Source organism: Clostridium akagii DSM 12554 (assembly GCF_000686725.1).
Taxonomy (GTDB): Bacteria; Bacillota; Clostridia; order Clostridiales; family Clostridiaceae; genus Clostridium_I; species Clostridium_I akagii.
This window is the reverse complement of sequence record NZ_JMLK01000035.1, coordinates 1-24,350: the sequence shown is the minus strand read 5'-3', so window position 1 is coordinate 24,350 and position 24,350 is coordinate 1. Positions and strand designations below refer to the sequence as shown.

General features: G+C 27.8%; 17 protein-coding genes and 2 pseudogenes. All 19 read right to left on the bottom strand.

Annotation, left to right across the window (positions count from 1 at the left end; translation table 11 throughout):
- Positions 1-289: 289 nt before the first annotated feature.
- Positions 290-577: pseudogene (locus BR66_RS23995) on the bottom strand (sigma-70 family RNA polymerase sigma factor); the annotation flags it as partial.
- Positions 578-1,033: 456 nt separating this feature from the next.
- Entirely contained in the window at positions 1,034-2,257 is a 1,224-nt protein-coding gene (locus tag BR66_RS0114450) for a hypothetical protein (protein WP_026883553.1), read from the bottom strand.
- A 259-nt stretch (positions 2,258-2,516) separates the two neighbouring features.
- Positions 2,517-3,122 carry a hypothetical protein gene (locus BR66_RS0114445; RefSeq protein ID WP_026883552.1) on the bottom strand — a complete coding sequence of 202 codons (606 nt, stop codon included), beginning with the start codon at positions 3,120-3,122 and terminating at the stop codon, positions 2,517-2,519.
- 184 nt (positions 3,123-3,306) lie between these two features.
- Complete coding sequence (locus BR66_RS0114440; RefSeq protein ID WP_026883551.1) at positions 3,307-6,024, bottom strand: SIR2 family NAD-dependent protein deacylase; 2,718 nt, start codon at positions 6,022-6,024, stop codon at positions 3,307-3,309.
- Between the two features lie 1,356 nt (positions 6,025-7,380).
- Entirely contained in the window at positions 7,381-10,095 is a 2,715-nt protein-coding gene (locus tag BR66_RS0114430; protein ID WP_026883549.1) for an ATP-dependent DNA helicase, read from the bottom strand.
- Positions 10,096-10,218: 123 nt separating this feature from the next.
- Complete coding sequence (locus BR66_RS0114425) at positions 10,219-10,677, bottom strand: hypothetical protein (RefSeq protein ID WP_026883548.1); 459 nt, start codon at positions 10,675-10,677, stop codon at positions 10,219-10,221.
- A 499-nt stretch (positions 10,678-11,176) separates the two neighbouring features.
- On the bottom strand, positions 11,177-11,512 hold the full coding sequence (locus BR66_RS0114420) for a hypothetical protein (RefSeq protein ID WP_026883547.1): 336 nt from the start codon (positions 11,510-11,512) through the stop codon (positions 11,177-11,179).
- Positions 11,499-11,840, bottom strand: a complete 342-nt coding sequence (locus BR66_RS0114415; protein ID WP_026883546.1) for an Alp7A family actin-like protein — start codon at positions 11,838-11,840, stop codon at positions 11,499-11,501. Before BR66_RS0114415 ends, BR66_RS0114420 begins: the two co-directional genes overlap by 14 nt.
- A 63-nt stretch (positions 11,841-11,903) precedes the next feature.
- Positions 11,904-12,191, bottom strand: a pseudogene (locus BR66_RS23990) (sigma-70 family RNA polymerase sigma factor); the annotation flags it as partial.
- A 481-nt stretch (positions 12,192-12,672) separates the two neighbouring features.
- Positions 12,673-13,416, bottom strand: coding sequence for a hypothetical protein (locus tag BR66_RS0114405; RefSeq protein ID WP_026883545.1), 744 nt, complete (start codon positions 13,414-13,416; stop codon positions 12,673-12,675).
- Positions 13,417-13,595: 179 nt separating this feature from the next.
- A complete protein-coding gene (locus BR66_RS25275; RefSeq protein WP_084156527.1) occupies positions 13,596-14,447 on the bottom strand; it encodes a TIGR02391 family protein in 852 nt (283 codons plus the stop codon).
- Between the two features lie 88 nt (positions 14,448-14,535).
- Positions 14,536-15,885 (bottom strand): hypothetical protein, encoded by a 1,350-nt coding sequence (locus BR66_RS0114395; RefSeq protein WP_026883544.1) that lies wholly within the window; start codon positions 15,883-15,885, stop codon positions 14,536-14,538.
- 478 nt (positions 15,886-16,363) lie between these two features.
- Entirely contained in the window at positions 16,364-17,818 is a 1,455-nt protein-coding gene (locus BR66_RS0114390; RefSeq protein WP_026883543.1) for a hypothetical protein, read from the bottom strand.
- A gap of 192 nt (positions 17,819-18,010) precedes the next feature.
- Positions 18,011-19,945, bottom strand: a complete 1,935-nt coding sequence (locus BR66_RS0114385) for an AAA family ATPase (RefSeq protein ID WP_026883542.1) — start codon at positions 19,943-19,945, stop codon at positions 18,011-18,013.
- Positions 19,933-20,460: a hypothetical protein gene (locus BR66_RS0114380; protein ID WP_026883541.1), complete on the bottom strand. Its 528-nt coding sequence runs from the start codon at positions 20,458-20,460 to the stop codon at positions 19,933-19,935. The genes BR66_RS0114385 and BR66_RS0114380 overlap by 13 nt, the downstream gene beginning before the upstream one ends.
- The gene (locus BR66_RS0114375) at positions 20,453-21,559 is read right to left on the bottom strand and encodes a trypsin-like peptidase domain-containing protein (protein ID WP_026883540.1); all 1,107 of its coding nucleotides are present in this window, start codon (positions 21,557-21,559) and stop codon (positions 20,453-20,455) included. Before BR66_RS0114375 ends, BR66_RS0114380 begins: the two co-directional genes overlap by 8 nt.
- Positions 21,543-22,589 carry a ComEC/Rec2 family competence protein gene (locus BR66_RS23980; protein WP_051624255.1) on the bottom strand — a complete coding sequence of 349 codons (1,047 nt, stop codon included), beginning with the start codon at positions 22,587-22,589 and terminating at the stop codon, positions 21,543-21,545. The genes BR66_RS0114375 and BR66_RS23980 overlap by 17 nt, the downstream gene beginning before the upstream one ends.
- Positions 22,590-22,742: 153 nt before the next feature.
- Positions 22,743-23,453, bottom strand: a complete 711-nt coding sequence (locus tag BR66_RS0114365) for a hypothetical protein (protein ID WP_026883539.1) — start codon at positions 23,451-23,453, stop codon at positions 22,743-22,745.
- A gap of 629 nt (positions 23,454-24,082) precedes the next feature.
- The coding region (locus BR66_RS26025; protein WP_035796342.1) for a hypothetical protein at positions 24,083-24,350 on the bottom strand (268 nt) is incomplete at its 5' end.

Genomic DNA, 24,350 nt, shown 5'->3' with positions numbered 1-24,350 from the left:
GAGCCTAATTTTATAGTCTGCAATTTAACAACTTTTCCATTCTGAAACATAGCAAGATTTACTGTTCTACTTCCACAATCTATAATGCATATATCACCTTTTTTCTGTTCTGTAGTTAAACAAAAATAACTACTGTATCCTTCTGGCAATATTAAAAATATACTAATGAAAATCAATACACCACTTCTAAATTTATTTTTCTTACCTTATTTCTAATTCTAGCATTTTTTACATATAAAAAAGCTAGCACCAACACTTAATTTATATTTAAAATGTTAATGCTAGTTTTTTATTTATTTGTGACATTTAATTGGTTGAACAGTTTTTTTAGAGCTCGTTTTTCTATCCTTGACACATAAGACCTTGAGATTCCAAGCTGTGCTGCAATTTCTCTTTGAGTTTTGGGATTTCCATCATGCAGACCATATCTCATTAAAATAATTAGCTTTTCTCTTCCTTTTAGGCAGTTCTCTATTTCTTCATATAATTTTTTAACCTGAATTTTATTCTCAACAATCTCCATTACTGAGTCGCCTTCACAGCTTAATACATCCATTAGTGAAATTTCATTCCCCTCCACATGTTAGATGTATAAGAATATTGTTTAACTAATTAATTATTTTCCTTCCTTTATAAGATAACTTTAAACACATTACACTTATAATATATAAATTAAATCAGTGTTATCATTACTTAAATTATTAATTGATTTTTTAGATTTCAATTATATGGATAATAGGAAGATATATACCATCTTAATTTTGGTTTATGATACGGTACCGTAATTGCATTCACTATTTCCTTCGCCTGATTACTAAAGAATTCTTGTTGATGATGTTTTACAAACTATAGCCTAATCTTTTTACGTAAAAAAATCATATCAAATCTTGTGTGTGGATCTTGATATTTACAGTATGCATTTCGAATTGACTTTATATTATAAAATTAGTTCAAAACTACGAAAAACATCTATCCATAACATAAATAGACACATACCAATTTATTGTAGTATGGCCATGCTAGACTAAAATTATTATTCCATTAGCTTATATTTTAACAATCTTTGGATAGCCTCTAACTCACTTTTACAATTATGTTCCCATAGATACTGATAGTTAATATCGGTTTCATCAAAAGTACCTTCTTGAATTGCATTTCTTACTATCAAATAGCTATATGTTTTCTTTTTACCTTTCATATCATACGTATAATAATGACAACTTTGACATTTTTCAAACTTTGGTACCTTATCATTTTGGGGACAATGAACTATCTTATTATACTCGCAGCTTCGAATTAGCATATTCTCAATTTCATCACTACTCATAAATTGATTATAAGGTTTTATATCTGTTTTTGTATATTCTAACCATACATTCTTATATATTATATTTGCATCTTCAAAGTATTTTTCTGTTGTTAATTTTAAATCCGGACTATTGTTAAAATATTGAATTATCTCTTTCTTAGAAACTTCTCTTATAAGTGTTAATCTATTTGATACCCAACCATAATTAGTATTTTGAAAACAATGTCCATCTCCTTTAACTACAAATAATCGCTCCTCACCATATCCCTTTCCTTGACTAAATGATATAGATGAAGTAATAAAATCTCTATAATTTAACAATACATCTTCAATTCTAATACAAAAATGTGAATAAACATCTTGAAAATCTGTACGCTGCCTATTCCTCTGTGGTTCTTCATATGGTATTCCAATTTCATATATATAATCATGTGCTTTAAGAACTCCATTTATCAACTGCACACCCTTAAATCCATATACTGGTTCTTCAACATCTGACTCAACATAGTCCTTATATATATCAAGAATTTTTATACCTTGTATACAATTTAATGGAAGACTTTTTTCCAGTTCCCCCCTCCGATGCACTTCACATTCTATTATGGAATCAAATTCATCCTTGCAACAAACTAAATAATCATCTTTTAGATCAACTGGAAAACAGTTATACATCACACCACCTTTCAATTTCACTTCACAATATTTCTTATCCCTAATTATTTTTTTATAAATCCAACAATACAATCTTGAATCAAAACACTCTAATGTACATTCATCCCAACCAAAATGATTTATATTTGATTGATACGAATCATCGTCTGTTTTCCAGTCAACTAGATCTTCACAAGTTTCACACATAAAAATCATCTTTCTTCTCAAAAATACCTTAATATATTTAGTTGGTTTTATATTACAAATTTTTCCACATTTTTTACACTTTTGTTTCATCAAATCACCTAACCAATTTAATCCTTACTCAATTAATAAACTTTATCGTTTCATTACACTCATCTTCTTATGTATGATCGATTTTACCGCGAAACAATTTACTTCAAAAACTTGTCTGTATCAAAAGACTCAACATTATGTGTGGTATGTTTCCTATTATACCGTCTATACTTGTAAAAAAATCTTTATTGTTAGCTTCCAATTATTAGCCTAATGAGATGTTTGTATCAAATTTTTTTACAGAAATACTACTACAATTTTAAATAATTATGCCAGCTGCTGCCAATGTGAAATTAATCACATCACTGAGCTTAAAGCCTTTTATAATATCAAAGAACTCTGTCTTTTTCAATTGCCTAATCAATGAAACAATATCATGTTTTGATTTACATTCATTTGTTATTAATTCAACTAGTTGTCTAATTTTGGAATAACTTTTATCAAGATTTTTTTCTAAATCAATTTTCAATACTTCGTTAAAATGTATATGCCCATCGTAATAATTTGCAAGAATTAACTCTACATGATCCTTATATTTTTTATCGCATACTTGATTAAACTCGTTTTTTATGCTAATAAAAGCCTCTAAATCAAAATAAATTCTATCATCGTTTCCTGAAAAATCAAGAATCATTTTTGTTGAAGTTTGATCATCAGGACAAAGGTATGCTCCGTATCCTGCCAAAAAAATATCTAGAAATTTGCCTGTGTTTAAGTGCCAATATTCATAACAGTCAGATATTACATCTTTAGTTAAGCCAATATTATATCTTGCCAATATAATTCCGACTATACGTTTTTCGCCGTAGTCATATTCATGACACACTCTCTCATTTAATAAATCAATTGATAATGCCACTTCCATTATTATCCCCCTCATTCAGTTTATATCTCCTGGTTTCTATAGAATCACTTTTCTTTTAAAGAATCTTACTTTAACTATTATGATTTACTTCTTAATTAAGTTCTGAAAAATGTCATCGTATATATTTACAAAATTTCTACTTTGTTTTAGTATGTCTCAAAATAACTATCAAATCAATTTTATATTAAAGTATTTGGATAATTTCACTAAGATTGTTTTCTTCTATTTTTCTATGTAAATTTTCAGAAAATAAATCATCTAAATATTTGTCTACCTGAGATTTAGAAAAAACTACTAAATAGGTATTTCTTACCGACAAAATACTGTCCAATTCCTCATCGGTTTTCAACCAGATAATTTCATTTTTTGCTTGCAGATCATATTTTGTTTTAATTTCCTCTCTATTTGTTTTTATAAAATCCCACAGAGCCGCACTGCTAATATTAGTATCACCATAGGATATTCCTATTGAGTCAAAAATCATAATCAATGCTTGTTTTTTCAATCCATAATATGAGCTCTGTGCATTAAAAATATAATCTTCCAAATACTTTATCGAAATGCCCTTAACTTTGCCATTAATAATATAATCAGCTACCAATGCTTTATGCATTATATATTGACAATATTTCACTGGGTAAGAAACCTTCTCATAGACTTTCTTAAAGTTCTCTTCATCACCCCATACTTCAATGTGGTTACACATATTTTTCTCTGACATACTAATTTTTTTATTACAAATCAAAATATCACAATTTTTTTTAATAATGCCACACTTGTCATTTAAATGCTTTATAATATCAAAGATTTCAATTTCATTCTCATTTAGTCGCTTTTTATCATTTACTAAAATTTTTATTACTTCATCTATTTCAAGTTCATAAATAGTTTTTCCAATACTCCGCATAGTACTTCCCGAAATATTCATGCTTTCCCTAGATAAACTAGTTTTAATCTCATTTTCATACAGTTCTGCATTCAATATGTCTAATGCAACAAAAGGAATATCTATTCCACTTAATTGTTTTAAATTTTTTACATCAAATATCGCTTTTGAAATCATATCATTATAAAAAACTGTATTTTGTTTATCTAAAATCTGCTTTAATTTTTTATCACTATCACTTAATTCATCATAATCAATTTCTAACCAATCCGCTTTATATATTTTAATTCCAGCTTCTGCCTCAATAAACCAGTCATCCTTATTTAGTTTCACTATTTCTTGCTTTTTACCATTAACTTCAATTATTATTGAATTTTGAGACTTTGTAAGATAATTCTCCAACCCCAATTTTTCGGTATAGTTTTCGATTGTTTTTTTCTCATCTATTATGCTATCTTTTAGATGTACTCTAACAATTGTAAACGATGGTTTGTCCACTTTCATTATATCATCTGGTATTTTATCTATCCAAGTGACCTGTTTTTTTTCATTCTTAATATAAAGTCTAAAGGATAGTATTTCATTTTCCGTTTTAGTATAAACTTCTGCATTTTCTCCTAACAAAAATAATGACAATATTCCAACACCATATTTACCGACTAACCCCTTTGCATTTTTATTTTTGCTAGTTCTCCCAATAGTTAGAAAACTCTCTCTTACAACTTTAATATCCATACCTGTTCCATTATCTTCAATTTGTAAATATTCATTTCTTTCGCTATCCTTGATCAATTTTATACTTATATCTGAACTAACCCCTTTACTCTTACATGCGTCTAATGCATTTTGAAGCAATTCTCTTACAACAACTTGCATTTTGTCTTGTAATTGATATAGTGGTTTTATCAACAATTCAATAACATTATCAGAAATATTAAATTTCAACTTTCCAAAACTTTGACTTAGCACAACATCATTTACAGCTTTATAAAATTTATAATAATAATTTAAATAGAAGCATGTTATGCTAATGCTTTTACCATTTAATAATTCAATTTTCTTCTGCTCTACTCGCTCATCCTTAATACTTACAACATAATCCACAATCCATATATGTTTTGCGAATTCCTCTTTCTGTTTTTCCGTCATAATATCAACCATCACTGTCAAAATATCTTTTATATTTCTGTCAGAAATACTATATCCGATAAAAATCACAGGATATTCCCAGAACATTGTTAATATTTTTGAATATAAATATTTACTTTTATTGAAGAATCCATCATAATCTTCTTTAGTAATAACAATAGTATCCGGTTTTGTAATGCAACCATGAATCTTATACAAATTGCTCCTATCCTCTTCCATATTTTCTTTTCCACATAAAAAGCCTTCTTGTCCTATCTGTACATCACATCTACCCATAAAAATAAAATCTTCTATTAATGTATCATAATTAGTCGTTATGATCGCTTTAGGATGTATTTTTTTTAATTCCAATATTTCAATCATTTTCTTCCGAATATCTGCGGCAACACTGATATCATATGCAATTTCTTCATATCGCTTTGCCTGTTCATCAATTGCCATAGAATCACATTCGTAATATTTTCCTCCAATATCATTTAACCTTTTTATTATATTTTTATTAAACTCCTCTATATTCCCAAAATCATACCTTTTATTATATTTATCAGAATATTCTTTGAAAATTTTGGTAATGTAATTTCTGAACAAAGCTCTATGCTCTTCTGTTTCTACTGATTCAATATCTGCATTTCTAAAACAATAATACTCCAGTTCTTGAGCAATTTTTTCATTTTCCCCATCACATGCTTTCTTAATAGCTTCATAATCACATTTTGCCTCTTTTGCTATCAGTTTTAATAATCCTTCCCAACTAGGTGATTCCAAGTATCTTCTTGATAAACCTGCTCCCATAAAAAACATAGGCTGCTTATTTGTTTTTCGTAAAATCCGTTTCATCTCATCTAATTTTTCTTCTATTGTGCACATAACTTTCATCCTCTTTTCACTATTGCAAATACCTCTTTTATTTCACTAATAGACTTCTTATCAAGTTTCATACCTTCAACTAACAAATCAATATTTTTTCATTTTAATAATACTGCTGAACTATCGGAAACCTAAGTATTAACTTATTCAATAATTTTTTCTTATTTTCAAATAATAATTTCATATATAATTTTTCTATATTGGACATCGGTACTACTACCCTTCTTGTATTCTTTAAATAGTATATCAAATCCATCAAATGTAAATTTAACAACATCTGTTTTCCACTAGTTTATGATAGCGACTCCACTCAAGGCTTTTTTGAGTAAAAATATTTTTCTGTTGTAAATATCTCTTTTTGAGTAATCTCATTTGAATAATTCTTAAATTCAAAAATTATGTATTTTGTTTGAAAATATCATTCTGCCATTCTCCAAAATTCTTTATCATTACCACCTTGATTTTACATATTAAATCAAATCTAAATGGATCACTATTAGATTTCTGTTGTGTCTCCCAAAAACTTGAATCATCAAAAAGAGGGTTTGTAATACTTCACAGCATAATTCTTCATATTACGTTTTCTTTTTATCCTCTGGGTTCCAAAATTTTAGTTTTTTAATTAATTTATTAGCTATGGACTCTTGATAAGCTTGTGTTGGTGAATTATATCCCCATATTTTATCTGGTTTAATTTGTCTAACTCATCTGTAGAAAAACTTAAAATAGCTATCAAGCCATTCCTTAATACTTCATCGTCTTTGACTAGATAAAGTAAATTTTGTACATCCCAAATTACTAAATCCGAAAACTGTTTCAGCTCGTCTTTTAACCGCTCTAGAACTAGCCCTGCAATCACCAGAACAGGTATACGCTTTTCTTTTGAAGCAGATAATGTAAGTCTCTTGGCAGCCTTTAGGACTGGTTCACTAGAAATATTAATGTTTCTAGTAATTTTTACTTCAACTGCTAATTTATATTTAATGCAATCTCCTTATATATCATATCCTACATCATGATTTATATCAGGTAATAAAACACAAAACCCAAATTCATCTAAAATTTGAGAACCAATCTTTCCAAATTCATATCCTAACCTTACATTCGCTGAAGAATTCTATATCAATACCTCCCCAAAAATACAGCACTATTTGATATGACAAACGTATCCCTCAAAGATTCATTTATTTCTACACTTTTGCGTTCTTTTGTTTATCGGACCTTGACACCAATACCACGCACCCCACGTACCTTAAATATATAATAATAATAATAATAATAATAATAATAATAATAATGAAATATCCACTTACACTTAATATATTTTATTGATTAATAAACTTAACTGTAACTAGCTTAGCTTGTCAAATGACTATACTTGGCCTTTAGCAAATTTACATCTTTATTATTATTCAGCAATATCATACCACCTAAAATCTTGTTTTCTGTCTCAGGTGACCAATATATCTTCAATTTTTGCCTTGCACGTGTAATTGCGGTATAAAAGATATTATGGGTAATGCGTTCTTCTGTTTCATTTGTTATAACTATCTTAACTGAATTATATTCTAAGCCTTGTGCTTTGTGAATTGATACCGCGTACGCAATTTGGAAGGGAACTACTACATCTGAAGAATCATCATCTTCATCTGTACTTCTATACTTGTTTACGCTAAATCTTATTATAGAATTCCCATCTAAGGATTGTCCAATTAGCTCAAAATCATATCCCAATGCATCTAACCCATTTATAGAAATATCAAGTTCAATATTAAACCATATTTGATTTTCTTCTATATCTATTTTTGAAATCTGTCCTTTCATATTATTATAAATTAGTGGTGTAAATCTTTCTGTTTCATTGAAAAGAATTGGATCCCCAATTTTATAAATATTAGTACTCCATTGAACTGATGGATTAGGGTTGCTATTTTGTAAAAAACGGTTGATGTTATTAATCCCATAAAGACCATCATAGTTTAAGCATAGGACGATTTGGTCACCCTCCGCATGATCAAATATGGACTCGTCCAGTTTTGTAGAATAATTATTTTTAACCAAAGGTTCCAGTATTGCTATATCAAGATTACGTACTCTATCCCAAACTAACAACAAATTATTATCGGTACTTCGATATGGCTTTGTAAGCTCAAAAATAGATTCTTTAGGAACAAAAGACCTGGCTATACTAAACCAGTTTCCAAAAGAAATAGATTCTATCTGGAATATATCTCCGACCAAAACAAGGAGTTTGAAATTTGCCTTTGCTAAAACTTCTCGCATATCTGAATTACCAAGTGTACTACACTCATCAATGAATAAGATATCACATTCCGTATCTATATTTTTATTAGATATAAAACTTGCGATAGTTTTATAATTGCTATTTCCAGTTTTAACTTTACGTCGCATATTATCAACAGCAGGATTAGTATTAGCAAGATATATTTTTTTCTTATCCGCAAAAAAATTAGAAATATGATTTATTAATGTTGACTTTCCAGTTCCAGCAGAGCCATATATTAGCGCGACTTTTGAAGTTGAGAACATTTCTCTAAGAGCAGTCTTTTTTTCTTCACAATCAATGTCATAACTAGATTGTTGCAACCATGAATCAACTGAGCTAGTATATTGACCGATTCCAATGCTTGATAGTTCTTTTAGTTTTTCAACTATAAAATCACTGTCATCAGCATAACCTTTAGTGTATATTTGGTTACTAAAGATTTCAAGGCGTCTATGCATATGTTTGTAATATAATCCTCTGTTATATTTTTCCATAAGAATTTCGATATTTTCAAAGCCTTGGATATCTCTAATTGGCGTAAATAGCATACCTTCAATCTCAGTATTGTTTTTGATATACCTAGCAAACAATTCATGTTCACGACCATTTACAGAAATGCATTCTAGCAAATCGTATATTCTTGGATTATGTTTTATTAAAGAAGTATTATACGGCATCCGATCAAAAGGAATACAGCCATATCCTAAATATAAATTTGACAACATATTACAAGGTTCTCGCCAAAATTGCCACTTTATAACTTTGTTATTTAATTTATGTAGTAGATAGCGGATGATATTGCTCCCTGACGAGTCCTTCATCACCAATTCTCTACATTGATCTAAAATATTTATAAAATGTGTTACCTTTGAACGTGTTGTAATTGCTAATTTTATAGACTGAAAATACTCTTCCGAAGACATAATAAGCTCTGTAAGGCTCATTTTTGTTTCCGTAAGAAATTTCATTATTTCCTGATACTCAATAGTACTACCATTAATTTTATGATGCTTACAAATTATATCGGCAAAATTGTCTAATTCACAAGGTCTTATTGAAACTGACCAATTATCAATAATTTGAATGCTCATTGTTTTACCAATAATTTGAATATTATCGTTATGTATCGAAAGTTTGACAGCATAATTATCTGATATATCTAATCTAGTAAATGCAATCAGCCTATCAAATTTGCTAGCCTTATTATTTGCTACTGTGAAAGTTATCTCATAGAATATTTGCTGGTTCACAAAAAAAGGTTTGATTTTTTGGATATAATAACGGTCATTGTAGTTGCTATATGTACGATTATAGCTTGGATGAAATATCTTTTCCGATATCTTTTCATAATAATCAGCTAATTCAATATCATTATTTAACGGAAAGTCTTCAATGTTTTCTAAAACATCGAGATTATATGTATCTTTTAGAAAAATTTTTATTTTCAATAAATACTCATAATACTTGAGCATAAGTCGTTCAGAGCCGCCCTCGTCAATAGTATAGTGTGATACCGATTTTTGTAGTAATTCATGAAATTTGATTAAAAATCTAAGATTACCGCGGGTTTGCAAATATGTAAGTGCCGCAACATTTGTATTATAATCATTTGGGTCAACATCTGCTCCATTTGCATAAACTTTTCCGGCTATATACTCGACAAAATTACGGAGTTGTGCTAAAATATTTTGACTTATTAAACCGCGCTCAGATTCATCAAAACGATCAATATTCTTACAAATATTCTTATTAGTATCCAAAATTGCTAAGTCTATTCTAAGCATGAATTATACCTCCTTAAAAGCTGTTTACATCTATTTCACAATCATTATCAAACTGATTTAATAGCTTAATATAATAAATATTGATTTCTCCTTAATGCAATTGTACGCAATAAACCTTTCAAATTAGCGTTTCTTACTTGAAAACACCACTTCTGCTAATATGCCTAGTGCATCATTTAGCCTCTTTTTTCCATCAAAAAAATACATTTGATATCTACAATCCGTATATATATGCTGCAAATACAAAGTCCTTATGACAACATAATCTATCTGTGAATTGTAGGCTTTATAAAACGAACCATATCTAAATATCATTTGGTATGTACTTATAATTATTACATCTAATTTCTCTAAAGGATATGTATTGGTACTCCTGCTAATACAACATTTTTGAATATGCTGCTCTTTATCAACTTTAGGTTCAATCGTAAAACTTAAATTATTGTATTTGTATTTGTATTTGTGTATAGTATATAAGTTAGGATACAACTCTTCATTTAAGAAATAGGGATTTTCCATAAAATTAATAAACTCTTGTGCCAAGACTTCTCCATTGCTTCTTGTTACTTTACTATCTACCACCTCATCTCCAACATAAATTCTTAACGCTCCATTATTATCCTAAATAATATTCATTAGGTATTTTTTTTAGCAATATAAACTGCCGATTATAGACATTATACGAAGTCTATAAATCAAACTCTAAACATATTAATGACCATAAATTAACATACAGTCTTAATTTATCCCATTATACTCCAAAATTTGCTCTAAAACTATGCATCAATTCAATATTTTTCTTATATTACAATTTATTTTCTACTATACCTAACTCTATATAAAAATATAAGGTTTTGTAGCTTATTTTCTCATGTTTTCAATAATCCTTTTATAACTTAGTTTTTTTATCTTCTTAACTTAGTTTTTTTATCTTCTTAACTTAGTTTTTTATCTTCTTACACTTAAGTTACAAAATCATCAAATATTTTTTCCTCTTCAGTATCAAAATAAAGCTGCAACCCATATCTCAGATATAGAAAAGGAGTAGCAACTAGGCCACTCCTTTAATTATTATTTCCATTCAAATAAATTTATTTAATTCCTCTAATTCATTTATTTCTAATTCGCTCTTTTCGAGTAAATTCCCCTCACTCTTTGTAACCTTATTATTAATATCCAGTTTAATATCATCACTTTGAGCAACTTTGAGTATTTTTTCATCACTTTTAGTATTTTCTATGTAAGTAACTCGTGGTGACTTTACACCACTGTTACTCACTATATAATTATAAATTATCTCCTTAATGGAGTTATTTTGATTTATACACTCATTAAGGAAGTCTGCTATCTGCTTTTCTTTTTCTTTGGTTATATTAAGAGTAAACTGTATTCTTACACTATCCTTACTTATTGCCATAGCTCCACACCTTCTTTGATGCCTCTAGTGCTCCATCTACATTACTTGTACTTGCATTTTCTAATATTGTACTGTTTTTAAGTGATAATTGTTTTATATACTCCTGTAGCATAATGCTTGTACCTCCTGTCCAATACACTTTATATGTATTTAGATTAGCATATGGTTTTATAACATTTAATATATTATTTAAAAATGAAACATATTCTTTAATATGGACAGTAATTATTTTATTATCTATAAGCCCTTGTATATCTTCCTCACTGTAGTCCTTATTTTCTATATTCTTTATTTTAGTATAGAAATCATAAGAGCCTAATTTTAGCATTTTTCACATATAAAAAGCTAGCACTAACACTTAATTTATATTTAAAATGTTAATGCTAGCTTTTTATTTATTTGTGACATTTAATTGGTTAAACAGTTTTTTTAGAGCTCGTTTTTCTATCCTTGACACATAAGATCTTGAGATTCCAAGCTTTGCTGCAATTTCTCTTTGAGTTTTAGGATTTCCATCGTGCAGACCATATCTCATTAAAATAATTAGCTTTTCTCTTCCTTTTAGACAGTTCTCTATTTCTTCATATAATTTTTTAACCTGAATTTTGTTCTCAACAATCTCCATTACTGAGTCGCCTTCACAGCTTAATATATCCATTAACGAAATTTCATTGCCCTCCACATGTTAGATGTATAAGAATATTGTTTAACTAATTAATTATTTTCCTTCCTTTATAAGATAAGTTTAAACACATTACACTTATAATATATAAATTAAATCAGTGTTATCATTACTTAAATTAGTAATTGATTTTTCAGCTTCCAATTATATGAATAATGTGAAGTTTATTATGTATATTAAATAAATTTCATAGTCTAAATATTTCACCCTAATTCCCATTATTTATAGTGCACTTAACCATAGCAAAAATAAGATATTCTTTTGTACTATTCAACATTGCGCGATTGCCACTTGTTTTCTTTATATATTTTTTGTGGTGTTTTTTTATTTAAGTCTAAAAAATATATAGTTTAAAATAGACTGTAAATTTTTATTTTATTCCTAAACAGCTTACCATTTTTACTATATTAAGGAGTAGTTTTGATATTTGTAAAATCTTATTCTCAATACTCAGACTATTTCTTCATATTTAAGAATTTTAATTTTCTATTTGATCAACTATCTTTTTGGCATACATATGTAATCTTTTAGCTAACATATTAAAATATATAGTTTCTTCATATGATACACTACTAAGTTCCGGGTTATCTGAATCCATATCAAGCTTAGCTTCTCCTTCTTTCTCAGTAAGTCCACCTTTCCCTATAACTTGCAATGATAAATTCAAATCTAATTCTGATATATTATATTTTTCTCTGAAAACTTTCATTGTTTTATTTGTTATTGCCTTAAACTTTGAACCTTCTTTCCATTTTCTCATATCCATTAAATGAACAAAGTTTTTCACATCAAAATCATTCATAATACACAATGCTTGTGTAAGCATTAAATCACTTTGTTGCACATCTCTTTTTTTAATACACATTTCATTAACTAATAACCCTATCACACTACATGCAATTTTTGAATTAGCAGACAGTATCTTATCAAATGTAGAGGTAATAAATTCTGCTTTTTCGCTATTATCAACATATTCAATTAATTTCTGTAAGTTTTCCTCTGATACAGTTTCAAAGTTTATTCCTTCCAAAAATGACTTAAACTTTGTTAAACAGTATAATTTTCTTGAATTATTTAAGAGTGCTAATACTTTTACAGAATCTCCTAATAGCTCAAAAGTATTTTCACCAATAATAGAATCCTTTAAATCAGCATAACTTGATGAACACGCTTTAACTTTATCCATTACAATTGATAGTTGTTCACTTATATTTACCCCCATATGTAACACCTCCATACACTATTTTGACTTGAATTATATTAAATTTCATAAAAAATAACTTCATAAATTTATAATTTACATATTACTGGTATCCGATGTTATATAACTTATAAATCATACGCTAGCTCTGTATTTTCTGCATTAACTGATTTAATTACCTTATGCACTAAAAATAATACTCATTTGGTGTATTTAGGACCTTCAGAATGTATTAAATAATAGTAGAAAGCTATTTGGGGTATTAAATTTAAACTTATCATTATTGTTGTGCTTACATTCTTGTGCATATAAATATTCCGTATTCCCTTAAAGAAACCCATTAGCATAAACTGTAACCCCTCATATTCATTTCTTTCAGTAATATTGCCCAATGAATTAATCTTAATTTTAGGCTCTAAAGATATTCTAGCATTTTTAGAGTCATAACTATATTTAAATGCCTCACTTATTAATTTAAATCCATTAAAATCACGTAATCCAGACATTTTTTGAATTTCATTTTCTAGCACTATAATAGCTTCACGGACCGCAGATTCATATTGTGAAATATATAGTAAATCTAAAGCTTTATTAAATGTGGCAGGTAATTGTAACATATTGTAATATGCTTTAATCTTTTTAATACTTGCTGGATAAAGAGCACCACATTTTACGCATACTTTAAAGTCGAAACGATAAGCAAGATCAATAAATTCAATTCCTAATTTTTCTTTTAGTTTTTTATCTTCAATTATCGTACAATTGTTTTTACATTTATAATCTCCTTTAGACATACTTAATACATCAAGTGTATCCTTTGTATCACGAAGTTCACATTTCAATCTAGCAATCTCTTTCTGCTCATCGCTATAATAGTTACCAGAACCTCTAACTTCAATACCATCATCGCTTTTAGAATTCCTGTTCCACTTTGATAAGGTACTAGCACTTACATCAAGGTTTTGGGCACAACCTCGTACTCCTAGCCCTTTATGTACCATATAATATTTTACAGCATCTTCTTTAAATTGTTTGTCATGTTTCTTTTTCATGATTAAGTTACCCCATCCCTTTCTTTTATTTTAATCATTACTGATAACTTTCTCAATTTCTCTTGTACTTTTTTATTCTAGCACTATACTAACGATTAATTGCATAAAACCGTTCTTTTGTTCTAACGATATCAATACTACTAATTTTTTCTATCTCCTCGGTTCTTTTTCTAACTTCCATTAAAGCTTCTTTTTCTAAATACTCATCTGTAAGAAATTGCGGTCTTTCATAATGAATATTTCTCAACTGCTGTTCTTCCTTCATTATTACCCATGCACATATCAAACAATTTTTATCGAAATCTACAATCATCTTCTGAGACGGATCTATACTATAGAACTCCATCGGTGAAAAATCATTATATTGACGCATATATTCCTGAATCAGCTCTGTAAAATCTTGTTCCAACATATGTGGAAAATTAAGTCTACATACTATCGGATAAGTATTGCTCGTGTGCTTCAATTTCCCCTTATCCCAGAAAAATTGAGTAACATTCGTATTTTCAAAGCATATGATATCTAACTTATTTTTTGCATGTGGATTGTGAAAAAGAAATAATCCATCTGTTAAACACTCTGGCGTTTCTTCACTAACATGTTGTAATTTATAAGGAATCCTCGTATCCTTGTAATCGCGTCTTAAATTATATACCTCGTTCATGGAATAATATCCTGACGACTTCGCTAGAGATGTCAGTTTACCTAATGTTGTTGTACATGAATAAAGAATTGCTGAAATATCACTGTATTTATCGGAATTAAACAGGCCCACTGGTATAGTTGCCTCTGTTCTTGGCTTTGGTATTTCATTCACTAATTTATACCGTTCCTGTTCTGGTATATAATACATACCATATAATAAAGTCAACATTGGGTAAATAAATTCTCTTCCATAATTCACCTGCCCATATGAACTCATCGCAATTACAAATGGAATGTCTGATTTTACCCATTCACACCCCACATATTCATTTTCATATTTTTTTATTTTTGAAGTTATTGCATTTGACTGTCGAACAATAGCCTCATGCTGAATATTATAAAAATCATCCTGATTTTTAGGTGGAATAAACATATCCATTAAATCATTTATTCCTCTATCTGATTCCGGTCTACCTTGATCTTTTATATTTGCCACAACTGCTTCAACATTCACCTCATATGGCGCTTTAATCATAAAATCGGGTCTGTTATGGCTTTGATCAAGAGTAAATCCAGCTTCTTTGAAACAGGCATACAAATAGAACTCCCAAAAGCTAGCATGGAAAGTTTTTTGAAACTCCTGCACCATCTTATGATCTCTATCTACCAACCCATCAACCCATTGTCTTAATATTTCTCTTTCCCCTTCAGAATAATCATCTTCCTTCAGCAGCTTAAACTTTGTATGCCACTGCTCCTCGTTTAGGTTTTTAGCATGTCCAAATATGTCCATTTATAAATCCTACCTTCCCTAATAATTTCATTCATATTCCATACCATAATCCATTTAATCTGATTATTGACACTGTCCAGATCTGATTGTTTTTTCATTCCTCAAAACAAAATAACGTTTAATATCTGCTAAAATTGATTCGTTATTCATCATAATTTCCGCGAAAGAAAGATGACAAACTTTTCATTATTGATATAACAACTTCCACTAATTAGCCTAATGGTAATATGAATAATGGGCAGTTGCATTATGTACGTGCAAAAAATATATTCCATTGCCTAATTATTTCACTCAGATTCACATTAGTTATGGTACGGTTCACCGTATCTCATTCTATACTTTCATAAAATCCCCTTTAGTGTAACTGATTAACTATCAATATGCAGCTTCCAGTTATTAGCCTAATTAGCACCTGTGTAGCTTGTCTAATTCTATGGATAATAGAAAGTTAATTAATGTATAATTTAAAATCTATAAATCAACTATCCTTTTTCTTCTCAAATATTTTTTCGTATTGATTGTGTTGGATATAACATTTAATTTTTCTTTCAACCATATTTGTAATTTGAGGATTTAACTTTTCTATTAAATACCTAGCAATTAGCTCGAGGAAAACATTAACATCATTGATATGTTTGTAATTCATTGAGTAATCATATCTTGCATTTCTTCTATCTCCTGCCCCATGCGCTGCAGCATTTCTACCAGTTACATATATAATATTACCAATTGTTTTGTTTTTAAGGTATGGATGCCCACTCCATTCTTTTTTTATTATCTTAACTTCTTTTCTTAGCCTTGTAGTGATATTAACATATTTTGCTTTTCGTTCCCTAATAATTTTCTTTCTATCTTCACTTTCATATGTTCCAGCATCAACATAATACAAAGGATTAAAGCTATGCGTCATTATTTCATTAGCATAATAGTCCAGAGCATCTTCAGGACGATAGTTATTTGGCTTAAAAAGAGGTTGATAATGATGAATCGAGCCATATTCAAATACTCTATATAGAAAAATACATCTTGGCAATGATTCAAATTGTTTTAATGACGCGTGATACAATTCAAAAATCATTTCATGTTGTATGTCATCAAAACATATAAGATTATATCCATTCTTAGTTTTAAGTATTGGAAGTTCAATTATAAATGGTTCTTCCCTCTTACTATCAAAAAAATTTTTTTTTCTCAATCTTAACATGTCAAGTAGGTCAAACTTCTCATACAGCTCACATATTTTTCTGTTGAAGTTATAGTTCTCAGTAAAATAAAAATAAGGTTCTCCATTAAAATACGCTAGAATACTTAACAAAGCTTTTTTTGTTTCCTCAGTTGAATTTTCATTGTAAAATATTGAAAAGTGATGTTCTTCTGATACTGCTATAAAAACATCTTTATAGAATATGATGTCTTTTTCATATTTAGCTACCGAATATGGGCCTATAAAAGTGGTAAATGTATTTATGTAATAATTAGGGTACTGATTTAATTTAAACAACTCCTCATTCGTCTCGTATATCCTCTGATTTAATTTTAATTTCATGTAAATTACAATGTTCTCATCTAAAGATTTCTCTTTATTAAACTTACATGAATAACTTAATGCTCCATAAAAACATTCTTCTTCTCCTTCTAAACATCTAGGATACCGAATTGTTAATGTACCATTACAGAGATTCCTAAGAAGTCGCCTATACATCCTTCTACTTGATAGATAAACCCTCTTATATTTATAGTTAAGATTCTTTTTTTCAGTGTATGATATACAAGAATATCTTAATTTATTTAACTCAATTATAAGATTTGTGTATCCTTGTAATTCAAAATATGCCAATTTGATAGGAATGCTTAATAAATCAGAATCATAAACATCTATCACATTTTCTTTAATAGATTCTTCAATGTTTCTTAACTTAGCATCAAAATCCATAATTTCACTCCCTCTAATGCCCTAATTTCTCATTCATCATTCTAGTTACCCATTATAAAAGATACAAACATTTTTGACATATCGTAAATGCACAATCCGGCGGGATAAACGACTAAATCCTAGTTATTTAGTATATGCCTCTAGTCGCTTTCTTTTCACTGTATACATTTAAGCTTTTACCATAACATATAGCTAATCAAATTTCTTTACATTTTCATCCAATTGGTTGTTTTGTTCAATCCTTTTCTTTAAAAGTTCTTTCTTTTTTGTCATTTTTTCTTTTACTACAAATTTATCTAATTTGGGATATTTTCCTAAACCGGTAGTTAAAATAATTTGATAATTTTTCTTACCAGGGAGCTGAGCTAATAACTCTAAAGTGTTAAATAAATTATTCTTATCAATTCCCAAGCTTTCAGGAGTATCTATAATAAGTAACCTCGGAAAACTAACCTCATTCTCCAAGGAAACCCATAAAAGTGTAATAAAATATACTAATTTTATTTGCACATCAACACTTGCATTAATATATACTCCTTTATTAATAACTGGCATATAGTTATCATCAATACTAGCATTTTTACATGTATCAACTACTTTCTTCATCAAATTATTATAAACCTTACTAAAACGCTTAATCATATCATTAATTTTTGTCTCACTATATTTTTCTTCAGTTTCAAGACTTGTTTTCGCATTATCAAAATGTTTCTTAGCATTATTCATCTCTGACTTCAAACTAATACCCTTATTATACAAACTTTCATTTTCATTTAATATATTAAGCTTAGAATTTAGTGTAACCATATTATCACTTAGTCTTTTTACCCCTGTAGTGTTAAAATTTAATATATTATCGTCTTTCATATTTAAAATAAGTTTTTGCTTTTTTTCTAATTTTTGTACAATATCATTAATTTCCTTAGTTGACATTTGTATATCATCTAAAATATCATCTCTTGCATCTTTCAACGTACTAAAAGATTTAGTTTTCTGTTTTATCATTGCCAAATATTCTTTCATACTATAAAATGATTTTTCAAAATAATTTTCATCCACTTCGTTCCCACATACACAATGATTTTTTTCTCTAATAACTTCATTAAAGCAATATGGACATGTATTGGGAGAAAATATATTAAGCTCTTGATGAGTAAAAACTATTTTTTTCAATTGCTCAACTTCTATTTGTTTATCTTTCATAATAATATTTACTTTTTCCAGTTCCAAGATTATTTTCCTATAGTATTCTTTTTTATCTCTTAGAATAAATGTAATGTCTGTAATTTCATCTTTTAAGTCACTTAATTCCGTAAGAAAATCATTTGTAGTATATACTTCTTGTGAAATTTTATTAATTTCACTTTGAATTTTAAAAATATCTAGTTCAACCTTCTTTATATCCTCTATGTTAGAACCATGCTCAAGAATGTTTCCCTGATATAACTCTTTTATCGATTTGTTGAATATTTCAAATACGCCTTTATCTGATAGATATTTCTTTTCTGCGATTTTATAATTGTTCAAACTTGAATAGTAATTGATTAACTTTTCCCCCATCAATATTTCAAATATAGCCTTTCTTCGTACTAATGAATCTGAGATATAATTACCATCCACTTTAGCTTCCTTATAAATTTTAGATAGATTTGATTTTTGTTCATAATGTATTAACCTGAATAGCTCCTCAAAACTAATAATGCCACTAAATGTATTATTATATATTTCTACTGGTTCAATATTAAGTTTTTCTAATAACCAATCTGAAAATATTCTTTGTTTCTTTTCATATCTATTTACTGGAAATTGTACTATTTTATTATTTTCATTCACAAAAATATCATTGGAATTAATATACCTTTGCAATATATATTTAATATTATCTATCTCTACTTCTAAATTCACACAATTATTTTTATCATTGCAAATTTCTTCATGAATCTTACCGTTCTTAAGATTAAAATGCTCGACAAAACAACCTAAGCAATAACAGATTAGATCAACTAAAGTACTTTTCCCTGACCCATTAGGACCTTCTATTACATTTATCCCATTGCTAAATGTAGGTGATTTATAATAATATTCTTCTCCTGAATAAGTAACCTTATTTATTTTTAAATATCCCATACTTCCTCCTTTATACCTTTAAAAATTACACTGTCAAAAGTATGATATACAATATTTTTAAACTTATTTACGTGAGAGAATATATCTTCATATGCTTTCACATCATCTTTAAATATTGTTTTGCTAATAAATTTTTCATATATATTGCTACCAGTTAATGATATATCAATCGTTTTTCCACTCTTCCTAACATTTATAATTTCTTTTTTATCCAAAGAAAATATTATTGATATAACACTTCTCACTCTAAGCCTGCTGTTATAATACATATCAAAAAGTACATTTTTATCATATTCATTTAAAGCTTTATCATTTAATACCTTTCTAACAACCTCTATGTTTTGTGGCTTTTCTATTATAGTGACTAATAATGCTATTTTATTCGAATCTTTTAGATATTTATCATTAATACATTGTAATAATCCTAAAATTAATATTATATTATAAGTTAAAAAATAAGAATCTTCTGCAACAGAAAACATTAATCTCTTTTTTACTAATCTTATATTATTCATTTTCATTACCCTCTTCATCATAATATCCCTTTTCATCAAATGAAATATAACAATTATCCATTAACTGTAATACTGCTCCCTTAATTATATCTCTACTTTTCAAAGGATATTTATAATCTTCAGATTTTTCATCAATAATCTTCTTAGCATAATCCGTATACTTATTAATCCATACATCTATTTCATTTTCAGAAAGTATTTTTTTATTATCAATCACTAATTCACACTGTTTTTCATTTGCAGCTGCAAAAACTCTATACAGTAATGCTGATTTTCTTTTATGTGAAAGCCTGTCTATCTCAGAAGTTGCAGCAGCCAGTTTTCTACTTAATACGCCAATTTTCCTCTTGTTATACTCTGGACTCACATCATTAATCTTATTCTTAAGATTTCTATAGTCTTCAATAGCTAATTCATCATAACTACTGTATAAAGGATCGAAATCCTCAATTATTAATTCACTATAAAAACTTAAGTTTAAATCTGCTAAATTGTAATTTGTTATCATATTTTTAATTGTCTCCAAAGGAATTATATTTATATTCCTATATGCAAAATCCTCGTATGTATTTTCATAATATATACCAAGAAGTATTACAACATTGTCTTTTTTTATGTATGCAGCACAGCCTGACATTCCTTCTAGCAACTGTATTGCTGATTTTTTAAATGTTGAAATTTCCTTAAGTACTTCTAAACGAATTAAATTATTTGCACTATTATCATATTTACATTTTAATTTACATGATTTTATTATTTGCTCACGTGCTATCTTAGGATATCCATATAAATATATATTTCCACTGTACTCTTCTAATTCTTCATTATTAGTAAAACTAAATAAAGATACTAGATTACTTTTTTTGACTTTTATAATAGCTATATCTAACGTATCATTCTTAAACGCACGCATGGTACTAAACGTATTATTTGAAAATATAATACTTTCTGGTTTGTCCTTATAATTTTTCAAACAATGCTTAGCCGTTAATACATAATCATATTCTGTACTTTTAGAAGATACAAATACTCCTGATCCTTCTTCTCCATTACACTCTATCATTATTGAATATTTTTCAATATTATATATCTCTTTCATCTTTTAACTCCAATATATCTGTTTTAGTAAATGTAAAATCATATTCTTCCTTATCTTCTTCTAAAAATATTTCTTCACAAACTGAACTATTAAAATAAAACTCTACATTATTAAAAACGCTAAGTATTCGTGCTAATGTTATTTTATCAGGATGGTTAAAAATACTTCCATCAGTTGAAATTATGTATTTTTTACAATCTATTATTTCTAGCAAATCGTAATTTAAATTATTTTTACTACCATGATGCGGCAATTTTACATAATCAACAATCAGTTTATTATTTTTAGTATAACCTAAAGAGTTTAATGATATTGTTATAATATCTGATGTTGAATCAGCAAGCATTAATATTTTAAAATCCCCATACTCTAGCAAAAATGAAATACTACTTATATTAACGATAGATTTATCTTTTCTATATTTATCTTCTTCTAATAGACATTTTATAGACTTTTTATAGTCATTTTCAGATGAACTTGCTTTTTTTTTATCACTTGTTTCTCTTTCCCATTTATTATATAACCTCTTAATATCATCCTCTCTAGGTGATAATATTGTTAGACTAGCGGGTCCTAAATCAATTTTATCTAGTGCTTTAATAACCTTAGGCTCTAACAAATTGTATTTCAATAATTCTCCTTCTAGAGTTTTCCCTTGTTCATAGCTCATTTCTCGCTGAGATATATTATTAATTTCAATTTCCCTTGATGAATCATATTTAACATTTAAATGTTTTGATATGGTTAATGCTGAATTATAAACTACTCTCTTTACTATATTCTTTTTGATTGCATCATCTTCAAAAAATGATATAATTCCACCAATATGATCATCATCAACATGTGTAATAAACATTAAGTCTATATCCTGCCCCTTTGATTCAATTAATTCTATTTCTGAATGTAAGTCTCTTATATAAGTTTTACTAATTCCCCCATCAACGACTATATTTTTTATAAGTTTATCTTCCATTGAAATCAAAAAACTGTCACCATTAAAGGCATCTAGTATTTTTATTTCTAATTTCATCTATTTATCTCCTTTAATCTTTAATTTACAAATATGTTTATTATACATTTTGTTTTATACTCTTTAATAGTTAATACATATACTTTAGATTCTCCAAAGGTCTGCACCCTTATTATAAAGTGTATTGTTGTATTATATTAAATTTAACAAAATTTATAGACTGTAAATTTGATTTAATATATTGTCATGCCAGTTTTCTCTTCTCCCAGGATGATAAAAGTTATAGTTATCTTGCTTAATTCCAACAAATTTTTGTTTGTTATCCATTGTAATATATTTAAAAGCATACTCCCCTATTTTCTCCAAATACTCTTCAGTTCCCCATCCAAATATTATTAACGGCATATCTTCTATGCATAGTGCTAGTTCTCTTTCAGCTTTTCGTTTTGGTGAAAATATACTGTGTATGCTTGAGTCTAATGCAACTTCGAATTTTTTTAAATGATCTTTAAGATAAGTTGAATTTTTTTCTCTAACATCTGATAAATTTAATATCCTTACATGTTTCCACCCTGTAACATTCATTATTCTATCTTGAGTAACATCTGGAATTGCTCTAACAAGCTTTTTATTCATAAAATCTATATTGAAAAAGTTATCATTAATTATTGTTTCAATATATTGTGAAATATTTGGTAAATCCGGTTCTGACCCGCCAGGGTTCATCATAATTGTGATAGCATCCGGCATATTATTTGTTGGCATAATACCATTGTCCAAAGTACTATTTGACTCAACAATCTCCAGTACACTTCTGCATTTAATTAAGTTGTTTTTATTAATTCTCAAAGTATAAAAATGACCATAGCAGTGATATTTATCTCTAAGCTTATCTTGTGACAGCTTGATATATTTTGATTTCATAGTTCCTCCATAATTTGTATATATTTTTTCGATAACGTCGATATTGTATTTCACAGCTTTGTTATTTATTCTACTTAGTAGTTGTTTCTCACGGTAATTTCTTTAATATTTAATATCTGTATCTTATTTAAAAGTCTATGGTGATTCATTTTACAACTTCCCATTATAGACATTATATGAATTCTATAAATTCAACGCTAAGCATATTAATCTCAATAAATTAACATCTATTCTTAATTTACCCCATTATACTCCAAAATTCACTCTAAAACTATGCATTACTTCAATATTTTTCTTATGTTACAATTTATTTTCTACCACATATAACTCGATATAAAAATATAAAACCTATATCTCTTCGCAGTGGTTAAAAATATAAGATTTTATAGCTTATTTTCTCGTGTTTTGAATAATTCTTTTATAACCAAGTTTTTTATCTTCTTAATTTGAGTTACAAAATCATCAAATATTTTTCCTTAATTTAAATTATCAGAGTAATTGAGTTATATGCAAATAACCTTACAAAGTTAGTAAGTAATTAATTAGTAAGATGTATACCTCATTCTAACTTGGTTTGGGATATAGAAAAGGAGTAGCAACTAAGCCACTCCTTTAATTATTATTTCCATTCAAATAAACTTATTTAATTCCTCTAATTCCTCTAATTCATTTATTTCCAGTTCACTCGTTTCTTGTAAATTTTCCTCACTTTTAGTAACTTTATTATTAATATCTAGTTTAATATCATCACTTTGAGTAACTTTGAGTATTTTTTCATCACTTTGAATATTTTCAATGTAACTAACTTGTGGTGACTTTACACCACTGTTACTCACTATATAATTATAAATTATTTCCTTAATGGAGTTATTTTGATTTATACATTCATTAAGGAAT